Consider the following 13,998-nt stretch of genomic DNA (forward strand, 5'->3'; position numbering starts at 1 on the left):
AAAGCGGATTTTCAGAAAACCATAGGCAGCATCCCCGCAGGGGTCGAGGTCAGGCGGTCGGCAAGCACTTCGGCGGTGTCTTTCCTGCGCTGCAGGCTTATCAGGAACTCGCCTGCGTTTTTGTGCAGTAGCTTTTGCCTTTTGTTTTGGGGTAGTTGTAACTGCCCCGCTATTAACTTTTGCATAATCCATAATATGAGGGTTTAATTATCCTTTTGTCCCCATCGTGGTTTCAAAACGGTACTGAACCGTATCATTGGTAATTTCAGGGCCTACCGTCTTGGCGGTGGTTAGTGTTGGGTAGGTGTTGGCATAGAAATTCATCACGGCTTCTACGCTCCATTTCGGGTCAGGGTCGGAAAGGGAAATATCATTCCCTTTCTCCTTCATCAGGAATACCCTCGGCATCAGTGTCGTCTGTAGCATCGTAATCAGTATTAGGTTCAACATTGTTTTCTTCTGTTTCAGGGGGAGTAGCACCGAAAAGGTCGGGGTCGAACTTTGCGGACAGGCTTGCCCTGCGTTTTTGCATTTCCTCGGTCTTGTCGGGGAACTCTGAAGCCTGTGGTACTTTTATCCACGCTTCCCTGTATTTGCCTGCTGCTTCGAGTTTATCTACTTCCGCCATAATCCCTTTGTATTTCATTTCTTTGATTTCTTCGGGAGTAGTGGTCTTGTCAGGTTTATCGGCTTTGTCCGCCTTTTCGGTTTTCTTCTTTTCCATCGCTGCATTATTCCTGGCGGTTTCCTGCCCTTTAAGGTACTGCTCCATGTTCACGAACAGTTTGGATGTCTCGGCAACAGGTGCGCTAATGGCATCAAAGAAGCCCTCACATAGTTCCTTTGCGCTTCCCTTGAGTATCAGGGGTGGAATATGGTTCTTAGCGGCATCCCCGCAACCGTCATTTTGGAGCAGTACAGCGGTGGTCAGTTGTTCCCCGTCCTTTTTAACGGTAATGTTCAGGCAGCCCTCGAACGGGATGGCTGCGATATGGGCGAAAAAATTTGTAACTGGCATAACGGTTTATTTTTTGGATTTACGTTTCGGTTCGGGGTTACTTTCGATTACCCTTTTAATCAGATTCAGGGCGGTTGCGGTGTCAAAGGCATCGGCTGCGCTCATGGCAACATAGTCAAGCCTTTCCATAATTGGCAGTACTTTCTTTAGGGTGGTTACTGCCTTGCGTTCTGTGGTTTGTGCTAATACGCTCATAACAATAAAATTTTATGCTGCACCGCTAAGCAGTGCAGCGGTTAACTATCAATTGAATTGCAGGGCAACAGCCCCATTTTTCGCAAAATCCCCGCACAGGTCAAATGCTTTTTGCCCCCGTGCTTGTGCTGTACCGCCTAAACAAATGCTCTTGAGTTTGTCCTCGCCCGTCTTGAAGCTGCGTACATTTTGGTAGTAGCCTGTCACGGCATTATATGCGCCAAACAAGGTGCCTTTAGTGGTCGCCATCGTTTGGGTATCATCTGCCATTGCATACTCAAAGGCAGCCTCACAGGCATTTTTGTACATGGTCGAAAGTTCCTCCGTAGCCCCTTTCTTTAAAAGGCTGTAGGTTTCTTTGTTGGGGCAGAGTGCCAACTGTATCAGTTGCTTTACCTGTTTATCTTCAATACGCACATTTGCCCACTGGTTAAAGATGCCCTCTAACTGCAACGAAAGGGTATCGGCAACGCCCATAACTTTGTGCGCCTGTTCCAAACGTTCTTTTGCTCCTGCCGTGTGGCGTATGCGCACTACATTGGTTGCATTGCGAAGCGCAGCGTTAAGCGTGTTTTGGCACACGATACGCACAGGCGTAAATGCTGCGGTTATGCTTCCGCTGCCATCGTGGGAAGTGGTCAGGAAAATATACTTTTGTGTTACATCATCCCCATTGCCCACACGGATGTAGCCGGGCAGCTTGGCGGTAATAAAAATGCGTTCCCCGTTACCGAGTGCGCCTGCGGTCTCATATAATATGCCGTCTCCACCGCCTACAATGGCATCGAAGAAAGCAAACGCATCACTATTTTGTACGATTTGGTAGTCCTTGCCTACCACGCCAAACACGGCTTTGGTATCGGTGCGCATTGTGGCGAACTGGTCGTGTATGGGGTAGGTGTCGAAATCGCCTGCACCACGTGCAAAAATTGAGGCTTTGGTTACTTCATAGTCAAGACCTGCAAAGGCTATCGCTTCACGGCTTGTAGGGTAGTTTTCCACTATCTGTCCCAATCCATGCCAAGCGGTTTGTTTCACGCTCATAAAGGCGTGTTGCCCTGTCTGCTCATTGAAATTTATATTATGTGCCATGATGTTAAAATTTAAAGGTTAAACGGTTTTAAAATGGGAGGTCATCGTCAGGGGCTGCACCATTAGGTAGTACTTCGGCTTCGTACACAGGTGCTGCGCTTGCTGCGGTTTGGTTTACAGGCTGTGACTGTTTTTCAGTTTGTGGCTGTCCTGCCTGTGCTTCGGCTTTGTTATTGCCCCCGTGCAGTTTAATGTCGGTGGTGTTGAAATTCAGCCCCGCTTTAGGCTCTCCGTCGTTGCCCATCCACGCACGGGCAGACACACGCCCTGCGAGTTCAACAAGGCTGCCTTTGGTCAGGTATTGTGCCACGCCTGTAGAAAACCAGTAGGCACAGTCAAAAAATTCCGTTTGGGTTACACGTTCCCCGTTTTTCGCTTTGTAGTCGTGGTTCACGGCTACCGAAAAACTCACTACACTTTTGTTGTTTGACAGGTTGCGAACTTCCGCATCCCTTGTCACTCTTCCGATAATGGTCATAATCGTTGTTGTTTAAATGATACAATCCTTTTGTATCTTCTGCCAGTCCTCTAATCTGTTACAGTCCTGCCTCGCTTGCGCTCCGCATAACTTTTTCCCAAAAGAAAACCGGAAAAAGAAAGCAGGTATACAGTGCGGGTAAAGCGGGAAAACAAAAGGAAACGGAATAAGTCCCAAGGGGTGGGTTTGTGAGTACGCGAGCAAAACCATTATGCCGTAGTCTTTTGCTTTTACCACTGGCTTTACCCGCAATACATTAGCTGCCTTTTACCGGTTTATCTTGGGAAAAGTTTTAACTAATTAATACTAACTTCAAACATTGTTACGATGGGCAAATTCCATCCTACACCATATTATAATTGATATGGGACCAAAAAATTTTTAAGGTACAATGTGTTAATGAATTTGTATATTTATGAGAAATTCACCGCAATTGAATACAGAACCGACCGACAATTTTGATTTTATTAAAACACTTAACGAGGATAAAACATACAAGCTGCTTTTTCCTCCAAAGGACGTTGGTATGGCTATAATCGAAATTTATGAGGGGATTAAAAATGATTTCTATGAAAACCAAAAATTTACAGAAGCGGATTTACATGATGCGTTTGCGAAAGTATGCAGGACAAATGACCGTTATCCAAAAGAGCTTTACAGTGCCCATATAATGGACCTGCAAGAATATTTTTTGGATTATGACCAGCAATCGCAAAAATATTTTTTTAAGGACTATGCTTATAAGTTTTGTGAACACGCAAAAAATACATTGAAAGGGGCTTTTAATCCGACAAGAATTCAAAAGATATGCACGCTACTTACCAATTCTCTTCGAAGTAAACAAACAGACGAAGACCTTATCTTTTGGTTGACAGATGAGTTTAATAAATATGAACCGGACCTTCGGGAACAGATTGACTTTCTTGACCGTCAGATTGTTAATGCGCTTGATCAGCTAAAACAGCGAACAGTTATTGAAAAGGGTAGTTTTATTAATATTTTGATTACTACCAACGAAAGCTTGAGCTTATCGCAAAGCCATGTTAGGGAATTGAGGTCGGCCTACGCTGAAACGAGGATGATCCGGGAGATACTTAACGGTAAAAATACTGGGAACGCAGAGATTGGGAAGCTTATCAGGGAGGTGCTATTTTTCATAAGGTACATTAATGACCGGCTTAATTCCATTGATAAGAAACTTGACCGCATCCAACCAAAGATCCGGCAGCTTTTTTCATCGCTGAATAAGCCTGCTTTCAATGCTAAGGTTGAACGGTTTATTACATACCTCTTGGAAAAATCTGTAATAGAATATGTTGATGCCCAAAAAACGATAATTTTTCCTGATGGCATCGTATGTCCCACGTTACGTTATTCAACTCCCAATTTTACCATTATAAGTAAGGATAAGGAACTATTTCCCGCTAAGCCCAAACAGAGAAAACACTACATTCAGAACAATGCCGAAATCGAGGGCAACAGGAAAAAGGCAATTACATTCCTTAAGGACATTGACACCGCGCAGAAATGGCAGCATTATATCCTATCGGAGATAAACCTTAGGAATTACATAAACCTCTCTGAAACTTTTTTTTCTATTGCAAGGCAAACCAATTCATCCCTAGCCGTAACAGTTTTGTTTAACACGATAAAGCAGATATCCAGGATGCCGTCAATGCAACTTGAGACAGCTAGGGAATTGTATACCGATAACGAATTTAAGCACATAACTTTATGGAAAATGGAAGTCAGAAAATTACAGTAGCATCTTTTTTATTCCATGAGACAGCGGAAGAAATTTTTGCAAATCTTGATTATGCCTTGAAAGATGGTGTACATTTCCAAAAGGAAGGAAAGCAGGTCAGGCAATTTAATTTTATTGAGGCTAATGAAGAAAGTCTAACTTTATATTATCAGAAATTCTTCAATGTAAACTTGGTTCGGGATGGCGAGGATCCAAATGCCTATTACTATTTGGACTTTTATGGCAGTGACCGCGGTAACATTTCCGACCGTCATAGGCATATCATGAAGAGCGAATTTGTCCTTATCGGTTTCATAATCTATAAAATCATTTACATTGACTGGGATATTGAACTTGATTCGGTACAAAAGCTAAAGGATAAAATAAGAATTGATTATGAAGATTATAAGCCAGGGTTATATCGGCTTATTGCAAAATCCAAAAATACAAGCCCAAGTAATATAAATGATGCCTCCTTGGACAATACCATACAATCCGCACTTGAAGAATTTAGGAAGATCGCGTGGATATCACTAAATAAAGATGATTTTAGCCCACTTCCTGCATTTAAGAGGCTTCTTAAAGTTTATGAGGAATACATCCTGAATATTGACGACACTCTAAAAAAATTGCAATGAAGAAATATCCAAGGATAGCCAGGCTATCAACTTTAAACATTGTTCGCCATCAGGGTTTTGATTATGAATTTAGTCCATTCCGTACCGATTTCGTTGGTGAGGGCGGGGCAGGTAAAAGCATGATTGGGGATTTACTGCAATTGATTTGTGTCGGGGCAAAGGCTTTTCATTCCCCCACGAAGGGTACTGGACCAAGGCAGCCAGGTACACTTGTGCTAAGAAGCGAAGGCGGCGGTACAGATGTTGGATATGCCTTTTTGAACATTGAAAAAAGCAAAGAGCAATATGTCGTAATTGGCATTTATCTCGAAAGTTCAGGGGCCTCAAATATGTTTATAATACAGGATGGATACAACTTTGATCAGGGCGCTATCCTAAATACGTTTAGCGTAAAGCTGGGAGTTGATGACTTTATAAAAGATAATATGATATTGCCCATTGCCGACCTTAAAAACTACCTGTTAGATGGCCATGGCCTCGTCTGCGAATCTTGGGACAAGACGGCGCCATATCATAAAATTTTATATGATAATGATATTCTCCCTATCGACCTTTCCGTAAATTATAAAACCCTTGAAAACTACGCAAAGATAATACAGGCATTTTCGAGGGAATCACTGGATATTAATAAAAGTGAAAAACTACAATCATTTCTTTTTGGAGATGATAAAGAGAAAGAATTAGTTGCACAATTTTTTGCTGCGATAGATGAATTATCAGAAGATTTCAAACAATTCGAACATAACCGCGATCAAATTGCGGAGTTAAAATTAAGGCAACTCAGCCTGAGTGAGTTGCTGGAACTAAAGAAATTATCTGAAGAGAGCCAAAAGCATTACATTAATAATGCCTATATCCTATACAATTCGGAGATTGATAAATTGAAATCTGAAATATCAAAAAGTTTAGGTCATTACGAGCAGGCAACCCTTTTGCTTCCGAACTTAAAGGATGAAATGAGTAGGAAAAGGGAAAATATTGAAGGCGAACTTGTACTGTTGAATATCGAGTGGTCATCTGCATTTGAAGTTCGTAATGAATGGAAAAAGAAGTATGAACGCCAGCAGGAATTCAGTAACTGGCTCCTAAGCCTCCAAGTTTCTGAAGAAGGGCTTGAAGCGATTTACCATGCGCACCAGCAATCAAAAACAAGGCTTGAAAAGAGAAGGCAGCTTAAGGAAAAATGTGAATTGCACAATGCGGATATCCGCATAGTTGAAAAAATTGAAAGCAGGAATGCTGCCGGGCAGCTCGCTGAAATTTTAAAATCGAATGAGGCTGAAATAGCGTTCAAGCGAAAGCTGTTAAGCCTTAATAATATCAACGAGCCGGATTCCCTGGCCAAATGGGCGCTAAGTCTCGATCAACATCTTACAAAAGAACAGGAAGGTGTAATCCGGAAGTTCCATGATTTAAACTATAAAACTACCGTACCTGCTGAGGAGGCAATAAAATATATCCCCGATCCTTTGAAATTAATTGAAGGCCTGCAGCTATCAGGCTTTTCGGAATCGGGGTACTGGTTGAATTTAGGGGGTGTAATGGAACATGTCAACGGTAATTTTGATGCTATATTTGATAAGGGTACAGATGCCATAAGGTTATACTTTGAAAATCAGTCCGTGTCTTTGAAAATGGAATTAGATTCTCTGGAAAAAGCTCAAAAAGCGATAATGAAAATGCAGGATGTGTTTAGCGAATTCGATAACGTGGATACCTTTATTGAAGCGTGGCTCGCGGATATACAGTTATCGGATCAACTTGAATTATTGCCGTTGCATAATATGGAATTTAATGAATTCAAATTATTCCGGGAGTCTTATGCAGACCGTTTGAATATTGTTGAAAGATTTACGGAAAGCCAGCAAAACTTTGACAAGCTTGATAAGAGCAGGAGCATTTTGAATACATTACAAGATAACCTTGAAAGGCGCTTTTCAAATTTCAAAACTGTTTTGGAGAGTCAGGATATTAATAGACTTAAATTAAAATTTAAGACTGGAGCAACCAGTGATAACATTTTTGAAGAAGTACTTACGGTGCTGGATGCTGCGTTAGATTATTACGCAGCCTTTGAGGAGATTTATGCCACACAAATAAATTATATTGGGATTACGGATCATATTTTAGAGCTTGACAAAGAACTTGAAAATACACAATTACAACGGAATACTATTTATACACAAAACCCTGAATGGCTGGATTCCCAAATTGAAACAATACTTCCTAGCCGGGAAAGGGTAAAAAAATTGGAGGAAGATTATGCAAATGTGCTGCAACGTTATATCATTAAGTACAATACTTTGTGCAATACCTTCCTCAAAGAAAAAGCAAAGAGATATGAGAATACGGGCGATTTCCAAGGACTGTGCCATGAAATACTCCCTTCAGAAATATTTAATGAAACAACCCTCGAAAATGAAATTATAGAAAAGATTGATTTGTATCTGCGTGAGATTAACCTCAAAAATAAAAAGCTAAACCATAGAAAGTTACTTAAACTACAGGATATTATTGAAAAAGTACAACAGGAAGTGAGCGACCAGATTTACAATGTGAATTTTATTCGTAGGTTCTTAAGCGAAGAAGATAAGATAATTACCGGGGACCTGAAGGTTGTATTGGATTTTCAACCGCCATTATTTAATCATGAATGGATGTCTGCCTTCCTAGACAGTATTGGAAAAGACCTTGAACTCGGGGGGGAGGACAGTCTATTTGAATCACTAAAAATACTATCAAACGACCTGGAAAAGTACCCTACATTACAAGAGAAATTACGAGAGTCTTTTTATAAATCAGGTGGGTCAAGGCTGTTAAGACCGAAAGTTGAAGAGCTCCTTAACCCCAAATCCTATTACAGCCTGAAATTTGCAATACGGAATAAAGATGGGGTTAAAAATGACGGTAGCACAAGCCAGGCATATTCGGCGATAGCATTGCTCTGCATGGCAAAACTCCGACTGATCGATTCTTCACAAAATAAAGGGAAAGATAAAGGTGCAATTCGATTCATGGCTATTGACGAGGCGGAGGGGTTGGGAAGCAATTTCGATATGTTATATAAGATTGCACTGGATAATGATTATCAAATACTCTCATTGTCTATCAATCCTAATAAAGTCGATCTTACTAACCAATACATTTACCTGCTGCAAAACAGTAAAGAGAACACAAATATTAACTACGATCCGATTCCGATTTTCGGACAGACTAACGTATACTTATGAAAGGAATCGAGTGGCGTCATCTAATAGGGCTTCATGAATTGTACCTTACCGGGCAAACCAGGCTTAAGATACATACAAATAGCTTTGTCAAACAGGTTGTTATGAAGCAACGGAAACTAGTGAAATTCAAGGTGGGCAGCCGTGATATTTTGGTCATCACACCAAAATACAAGGCGGTTTACGAAAAAGAATTCCATTCGTATTATGCATATTACAGCAATTTTTTCAACGAATCCGGCCTTGAGAATAATGCCAGAAAAGCCTTTACTGAGGAGGATCTTAAAGGGCTTATGTTTGTTTACTACAACAGGGATGAATTAAGAGGCAAACTTACTACAGAAACACGTTTTTCGGCATTTGTATTCAAGAATCAGAATTCAAAATATTTATCTAATAAGCCGAGCCTCCGGGATGCGATGCTCGATATCTTAGGAGTTGCTTCATTCCCTGATAAAGAACCTAAAAATAACCAGTGGAGACTTGTTGTAGATTGCCAAAATCCAGTCGTTATTGTTTTGTGCGAAAATCTCGATTGCCTGAAAGTTCCAATGGAGTATAAAGATAACAATATAGAGTTGTGGTACGTGGGGGGTAATAATACGGCGCCACTACTTAATATTTCGCAAGAAAAATTGCAGTTGCCAATTTTCTACCTATGTGATTGGGACTACGCGGGTCTTTCTATCTATAGCAGGGTAAAAAAGATTATTGAAGAGAAAGGCGCTCCATTGACCCTAATTACTCCTCCTCATGATATAAAAACACTACCAGTTGGCGTAAAGCATCATAAAAGTAAATGGAAGACAAAACCTTTTTCCGGTTTACTTAAGAAAGATTTTCATGCAGAGCAAATAATTTTTATTGAGAAGCTAATCAGTAATGACATTTGGGTTGAAGAACAAAATATTGATTTGGTTGAGGTTTTAAAAAACAGGAATTTTCTAAATCAAGATTCTGCTTGAATTGCTGTATAGCAAGAAATAGATAATTTAAATATATGTAAACTACAATATTCAATTAACCATAAATCCTAATAATCCCGTCTAATTAGACTGACTATTAGGATTTATAGTCCTAGGATAGCAGGTTAAACGGTCGTAACGCACTGATTTTGGCTTTCATTAATCTTTTATAAGTTTCACTAAACTTTCTTTACTTGGTAATACCGTCATATACTTACTTGCAAAAATCTGCTGATTATTTTCAGGCAGCGTAAACTCCACAACCGCTTCACTTTTATCCTGACAAAGAATGATACCTATCGTCTTATTCTCATCAGGAAGCCGCATCTTCCTGTCATAGTAATTGACATACATCTGCATTTGCCCGATATCCTGATGCTTAAGTTCCCCAATCTTTAAGTCGATAAGTACAAAGCAACGTAAAATGCGGTTGTAAAAGACCAAGTCGATACGAAAATGCTTCTCATCGAAACTAATACGCTGTTGCCTAGCGACAAAGGTAAACCCGTTGCCCAGTTCCAGCATAAAATGTTCCAGTTTCTCAATAAGCTTCTGCTCCAATTCGCTTTCAGAATACATAGACTGCTCTGGTAACCCTATAAATTCTAAGATGTAAGGATCCTTAATAGCATCCTGAGGCTTTTGCAATAGTTGGCCCTCTTTGGCTAGCCTTCGAACCTGCAATCCATCTCTGCTTAGTGACAGACGTGTAAAAAGTGCCGTATTATACTGCCTTTCCATTTCCCGAAGGCTCCAGTTATTCTTATATGATTCAATTTCGTAAAAGTTTCTTTCGTCTACATCTTCGATACGCATTAGTTTGAGATAATGAGACCAGCTTAACTGGAATTTTTTGACGACTTTGTTATCGTCCTCAAATTCCGCAGACAGTGTCTGCGCTTTTGAGTATACAAGGTAAAACTGCCGCATCTGCTCAAGATTTCGCTGTGAAAAACCTTTTCCAAAATCTGCCGTTAACTTTATTGACAGCATTTTTGTCAGCTGCTTTCCGTAATCGGCCCGTTCATTTCCGTTCTGCTCTTCATGGATTATCATTCGCCCAATCTCGTAATACGTCATTACCATAGTATGGTTTACCGACTGGACAATCCTGCCCCTTGCTTCAGTAAGCAGCAGAGATATCCTCTGCGCCAACTCATTTGTTCGTGTTGGTTCCATGGCTCTGAATTAAGATTTGGCAATAGCAAAATTATCGGCTTCATTTCCACATAGGCGCTCTTTCAGCCTGCCCATGTCCTCGCTGACTTTCTTCTCAAGGACCTTTGCGTATATCTGTGTTGTCCTTATGCTGGTATGCCCAAGCATCCTTGATACGCTTTCAATCGGTACGCCATTGCTGAGTGTCACCGTTGTAGCAAAAGTATGCCTCGCGATATGGAAGGTCAATTTTTTGGAAATGCTGCATAGGTCGGCAATCTCTTTAAGATACCCGTTCATCCTTTGATTGGAAAGCACAGGAAAAACTGTTCCGCTAGATTGAGCTTTATGGTTATCCTTGTATTGCTCCATGATCCGTCTTGCCTGCGGTAAAATCGGTACACGAACGCTGGTATCAGTTTTAGCACGGCTCGTGTAGAGCCACAAGCCGCCATCAATACCCGTAACGATATTATCAGGGGTCAGGCCGACGAGGTCTATAAAGGCCAGCCCGGTATAGCAGCAGAACAGAAACATGTCCCTTACGTTTTTCAGCCTTTCAATTTTAAATACCTTTTTTTCCAACAGCGAGAGTTCTTCAGCGGTCAGGCACTGGCGCTCTACTTTGTCGAAATGCTTTTTAAAATGGGCAAAAGGGTCTTTTTCAAGCCAATCCAATTTAATAGCCAGGTTCACCATTTTACGAAGCCTTTCAATATGCTTCATAATGCCATTGTTGTGCAGCCGCTGCTGGTGGTCTTTTGGCACGTATGACCGGAGATAGCTTTCAAAATCCAACAAAAAACGGTAGGTAAGCTCTGAGAGCAGTATATCATGCCGGTGGTATTTGTCCCGCAGGAACTTGCCGATATAGCGTTGGGTCGTGCCGTAATTCTTCATGGTACCCGGTGCAAGTTTGTAAGCTGCCTCCTGGTTATGGTATTCAAAAAGCTTTTTGATTGTTATAGCATCTTCGTCCTGACCAGTAAACAGCGCTTTGACGCTATCAACATTAATTGGCTTTCTTTCCTGTATAAGGTTATGGTAGCCATCGGCTATTATACTCCTAATACGCTCGATGTAGTTGTTAAGGCCGGCGCTTTCATCCCTTTTTCCTTTAGCGCGCCCTTTGGCTTCGTCCCAGAATTTTGGGTCAATCTTCTTCTTCAATGAAACTTCGGACCTTCGCCCGTTTACTGTAATTCGCGCATAGACAGCTGCCTCTGTTGTTTTTTCATTTTTTGGAACCCTGATGATGAACTGGATGCCAAAGGTGTTTGTGCTCTTCATACCAAATGTGGTTTAAATTAAACATGACATTAAGTACCGATTCAAAATGCTTGCGAATCGTGAGCGGCTTCAAGAGGCTACATTTGGCAGTAATAAATGTTAAAAAAACACCGTAACAAACTGTTATTCAATTTTTTAACCCTGTTTTTGTGAGTAAATTTTTTCGCATTGAAATTTACTCACCTAATTACTCACAAAAATATTGATATAATTGCCGTTTTCACTTCAAGGTATAAAACGAAAAAGCCCGCAAATACTGAGTATTTGCGGGCCAACAGAAGCCAAAGAAAGACTTCAAAGTCGGGGTGGCAGGATTCGAACCTGCGACCTCCTGGTCCCAAACCAGGCGCGATGACCGGGCTACGCTACACCCCGAATATTGTCTCAATTCGAGGATGCAAATATACTACTAAAATTGATTTGTCAAAGTATAAGTCCGTTTATTTTTATTACAAACAAATCTGTGGGTACATAGTCCTTAGATTTTTCCTGAACGTTGTCAGGGTTTCTTCATTGTCGTAGGCTATTTTGTAACGTGAGCCTTTTTCGTTTAATGTTTTCTCGAATGCGATATTGTTGCGCATTAGTAAACGTTCGATCCTTTCGTTGTCGGTAACATTTTTGTAAAGTGTCCTGAAAATAGAGATGTACATAGCTTTATATTTTAGTTGTTAGGTTGAATAATTTCACTAAAATTAGCAATAGGTTTTTTTGTGAGGAAACGGCTTAATAAAACTTTAGCACATTATAAGAAAAATATAACATAGGCGGATTTTTGGGAAACCTTTTCTTTACAATAGATAGTAAGGCTTAGCTAACCGGTATAAGCCATCGTTCTATGTGCGCAGGTATAGCTGATGGATATAATTTTACGCTGGGAGCAGATTTGTGAAATTTATTTCACGATAGGTAAAACTGATGCCGAAGTGTAGTAAGTTTTTTAATTTAACCTTACATTTGCGTACCATTTTAATCACCACAATATAATCATGTCAGATACAATAGAAAAGATAAAATGCCTTATTATTGGTTCGGGGCCTGCGGGCTACACAGCAGCAATTTATGCCGCCAGAGCCGATATGAATCCAGTATTATATACCGGTATGGAGCCGGGCGGCCAGCTTACCACCACTACCGAAGTTGATAACTTTCCGGGCTATCCTGAAGGCATCGACGGACCTACCATGATGGTTCAATTGCAGCAGCAGGCAGAGCGTTTTGGTACACAGGTGCGCATCGGTATGGCTACCGCAGTTGAATTTAGCAAAGAACCCGGCGGATGGCACAAAGTCATTATCGATAGCAATAAAGAAGTGCATGCACATACTATAATCATATCTACCGGGGCGACGGCCAAATACCTTGGGCTGCCAAGTGAGCAGCGCCTTAGGGGCGGTGGTGTTTCGGCGTGTGCCGTGTGCGATGGTTTCTTTTACCGCAACCAGGATGTAGCGATCGTAGGGGCAGGGGATACCGCCGCCGAAGAAGCTACCTACCTTTCCAATATCTGTAAAAGCGTTACCATGCTTGTGCGTAAGGATTTCATGAGGGCGTCTAAAGCGATGCAGCACCGCGTTGAAAACACATCAAACCTAAAAGTCCTTTACAACAGCGAGGTGGATGAGGTTATCGGCGACCAGGTGGTAGAAGGCCTCAGGATAGTAAATAACGTTACCGGCGAAAAACAGGAAATAGCCATTACAGGATTGTTCATTGCTATTGGGCACAAGCCAAATACAGACATCTTTAAAGGCCAGTTGGATATGGATGAGACCGGCTACCTGATTACCCAGGGCAAGTCTGCTAAAACCAATATCCCGGGTGTGTTCGCTTCCGGCGATGTACAGGACAAAGACTACCGCCAGGCCATTACCGCTGCAGGTTCGGGATGTATGGCAGCGCTGGATGCTGAGCGCTACTTATCGACTTTGGAGAGCCATTAATTAAGTTTTCAGTCGAAGTCGCAGTTTTCAGCTGCATGGGTATAAAATAGAAAAAGCAGTACATTTTAGAGTGTACTGCTTTTTTATTTGATTTTTATATGTAATAAGACTTATTGTTAATATTTATATGTCGCTCCTCTGGAGCTCAAGTAGGTTTCTCTCAGATTTTTTGCTATAAATATTCCTTCCCTCCGGGACTCATCGGTGTCAGTCCCAGCGGGTCGGTATGTTTATAGAGATATTAAGCACA

General features: G+C 41.2%; 14 protein-coding genes and 1 tRNA gene. 5 read left to right on the forward strand and 10 right to left on the reverse strand.

The window, feature by feature from the left end; genetic code table 11:
- Positions 1-11 precede the first annotated feature (11 nt).
- The 6 genes from AAEO56_RS06405 to AAEO56_RS06430 are packed head-to-tail and all read right to left on the reverse strand — an operon-like array spanning position 12 to position 2,783.
- A complete protein-coding gene (locus AAEO56_RS06405) occupies positions 12-185 on the reverse strand; it encodes a hypothetical protein (protein ID WP_341696206.1) in 174 nt (57 codons plus the stop codon).
- Between the two features lie 22 nt (positions 186-207).
- Positions 208-426, reverse strand: coding sequence for a PRTRC system protein C (locus AAEO56_RS06410; RefSeq protein ID WP_341696207.1), 219 nt, complete (start codon positions 424-426; stop codon positions 208-210).
- Positions 371-1,018 (reverse strand): prtrc system protein e, encoded by a 648-nt coding sequence (locus tag AAEO56_RS06415; RefSeq protein ID WP_341696208.1) that lies wholly within the window; start codon positions 1,016-1,018, stop codon positions 371-373. Before AAEO56_RS06415 ends, AAEO56_RS06410 begins: the two co-directional genes overlap by 56 nt.
- 6 nt (positions 1,019-1,024) lie before the next feature.
- Positions 1,025-1,213 (reverse strand): hypothetical protein, encoded by a 189-nt coding sequence (locus AAEO56_RS06420; protein WP_341696209.1) that lies wholly within the window; start codon positions 1,211-1,213, stop codon positions 1,025-1,027.
- 48 nt (positions 1,214-1,261) lie between these two features.
- Entirely contained in the window at positions 1,262-2,305 is a 1,044-nt protein-coding gene (locus AAEO56_RS06425; RefSeq protein WP_341696210.1) for a DUF932 domain-containing protein, read from the reverse strand.
- A 28-nt stretch (positions 2,306-2,333) separates the two neighbouring features.
- On the reverse strand, positions 2,334-2,783 hold the full coding sequence (locus AAEO56_RS06430) for a single-stranded DNA-binding protein (RefSeq protein WP_341696211.1): 450 nt from the start codon (positions 2,781-2,783) through the stop codon (positions 2,334-2,336).
- Between the two features lie 415 nt (positions 2,784-3,198).
- Here AAEO56_RS06430 and AAEO56_RS06435 point away from each other — a divergent pair, with 415 nt between their 5' ends.
- Genes AAEO56_RS06435 through AAEO56_RS06450 form a run of 4 tightly spaced genes read left to right on the forward strand, consistent with a single transcriptional unit; the run spans position 3,199 to position 9,357 of the window.
- Complete coding sequence (locus AAEO56_RS06435) at positions 3,199-4,548, forward strand: hypothetical protein (protein WP_341696212.1); 1,350 nt, start codon at positions 3,199-3,201, stop codon at positions 4,546-4,548.
- Entirely contained in the window at positions 4,518-5,165 is a 648-nt protein-coding gene (locus tag AAEO56_RS06440) for a condensin complex protein MksE (protein ID WP_341696213.1), read from the forward strand. Before AAEO56_RS06435 ends, AAEO56_RS06440 begins: the two co-directional genes overlap by 31 nt.
- Positions 5,162-8,395, forward strand: coding sequence for a DNA repair protein Rad50 (locus AAEO56_RS06445; protein WP_341696214.1), 3,234 nt, complete (start codon positions 5,162-5,164; stop codon positions 8,393-8,395). Before AAEO56_RS06440 ends, AAEO56_RS06445 begins: the two co-directional genes overlap by 4 nt.
- Complete coding sequence (locus tag AAEO56_RS06450) at positions 8,392-9,357, forward strand: hypothetical protein (RefSeq protein WP_341696215.1); 966 nt, start codon at positions 8,392-8,394, stop codon at positions 9,355-9,357. The genes AAEO56_RS06445 and AAEO56_RS06450 overlap by 4 nt, the downstream gene beginning before the upstream one ends.
- Positions 9,358-9,516: 159 nt before the next feature.
- Here AAEO56_RS06450 and AAEO56_RS06455 read toward each other — a convergent pair whose 3' ends face one another.
- The 4 genes from AAEO56_RS06455 to AAEO56_RS06470 all read right to left on the reverse strand — a co-directional run bounded on the left by AAEO56_RS06455 (position 9,517) and on the right by AAEO56_RS06470 (position 12,458).
- A complete protein-coding gene (locus tag AAEO56_RS06455; RefSeq protein WP_341696216.1) occupies positions 9,517-10,536 on the reverse strand; it encodes a PDDEXK nuclease domain-containing protein in 1,020 nt (339 codons plus the stop codon).
- A 9-nt stretch (positions 10,537-10,545) separates the two neighbouring features.
- Entirely contained in the window at positions 10,546-11,805 is a 1,260-nt protein-coding gene (locus AAEO56_RS06460) for a site-specific integrase (RefSeq protein WP_341696217.1), read from the reverse strand.
- A 300-nt stretch (positions 11,806-12,105) separates the two neighbouring features.
- Positions 12,106-12,180: transfer RNA gene (locus tag AAEO56_RS06465), tRNA-Pro, on the reverse strand.
- A gap of 74 nt (positions 12,181-12,254) precedes the next feature.
- The gene (locus AAEO56_RS06470; protein ID WP_341696218.1) at positions 12,255-12,458 is read right to left on the reverse strand and encodes a hypothetical protein; all 204 of its coding nucleotides are present in this window, start codon (positions 12,456-12,458) and stop codon (positions 12,255-12,257) included.
- A gap of 336 nt (positions 12,459-12,794) precedes the next feature.
- On the opposite strand from AAEO56_RS06470, the gene trxB reads away from it, so the two are divergent.
- A complete protein-coding gene (trxB, locus tag AAEO56_RS06475) occupies positions 12,795-13,748 on the forward strand; it encodes a thioredoxin-disulfide reductase (protein ID WP_341696219.1) in 954 nt (317 codons plus the stop codon).
- The last annotated feature ends 250 nt before the right edge of the window (positions 13,749-13,998 follow it).

The sequence above is a fragment of the Flavobacterium arundinis genome (assembly GCF_038289855.1).
Classification (GTDB): Bacteria; Bacteroidota; Bacteroidia; order Flavobacteriales; family Flavobacteriaceae; genus Flavobacterium; species Flavobacterium arundinis.

Bases quoted from the DNA above. Each gene is read 5' to 3' on its own strand.
- AAEO56_RS06405 (WP_341696206.1), bottom strand. From the start codon at position 185: ATGCAAAAGTTAATAGCGGGGCAGTTACAACTACCCCAAAACAAAAGG.
- AAEO56_RS06410 (WP_341696207.1), bottom strand. From the start codon at position 426: ATGCTACAGACGACACTGATGCCGAGGGTATTCCTGATGAAGGAGAAA.
- AAEO56_RS06455 (WP_341696216.1), bottom strand. From the start codon at position 10,536: ATGGAACCAACACGAACAAATGAGTTGGCGCAGAGGATATCTCTGCTG.
- AAEO56_RS06415 (WP_341696208.1), bottom strand. From the start codon at position 1,018: ATGCCAGTTACAAATTTTTTCGCCCATATCGCAGCCATCCCGTTCGAG.
- AAEO56_RS06445 (WP_341696214.1), top strand. From the start codon at position 5,162: ATGAAGAAATATCCAAGGATAGCCAGGCTATCAACTTTAAACATTGTT.
- AAEO56_RS06440 (WP_341696213.1), top strand. From the start codon at position 4,518: ATGGAAAATGGAAGTCAGAAAATTACAGTAGCATCTTTTTTATTCCAT.
- AAEO56_RS06470 (WP_341696218.1), bottom strand. From the start codon at position 12,458: ATGTACATCTCTATTTTCAGGACACTTTACAAAAATGTTACCGACAAC.
- AAEO56_RS06425 (WP_341696210.1), bottom strand. From the start codon at position 2,305: ATGGCACATAATATAAATTTCAATGAGCAGACAGGGCAACACGCCTTT.
- AAEO56_RS06420 (WP_341696209.1), bottom strand. From the start codon at position 1,213: ATGAGCGTATTAGCACAAACCACAGAACGCAAGGCAGTAACCACCCTA.
- AAEO56_RS06450 (WP_341696215.1), top strand. From the start codon at position 8,392: ATGAAAGGAATCGAGTGGCGTCATCTAATAGGGCTTCATGAATTGTAC.
- AAEO56_RS06460 (WP_341696217.1), bottom strand. From the start codon at position 11,805: ATGAAGAGCACAAACACCTTTGGCATCCAGTTCATCATCAGGGTTCCA.
- AAEO56_RS06430 (WP_341696211.1), bottom strand. From the start codon at position 2,783: ATGACCATTATCGGAAGAGTGACAAGGGATGCGGAAGTTCGCAACCTG.
- AAEO56_RS06435 (WP_341696212.1), top strand. From the start codon at position 3,199: ATGAGAAATTCACCGCAATTGAATACAGAACCGACCGACAATTTTGAT.
- trxB (WP_341696219.1), top strand. From the start codon at position 12,795: ATGTCAGATACAATAGAAAAGATAAAATGCCTTATTATTGGTTCGGGG.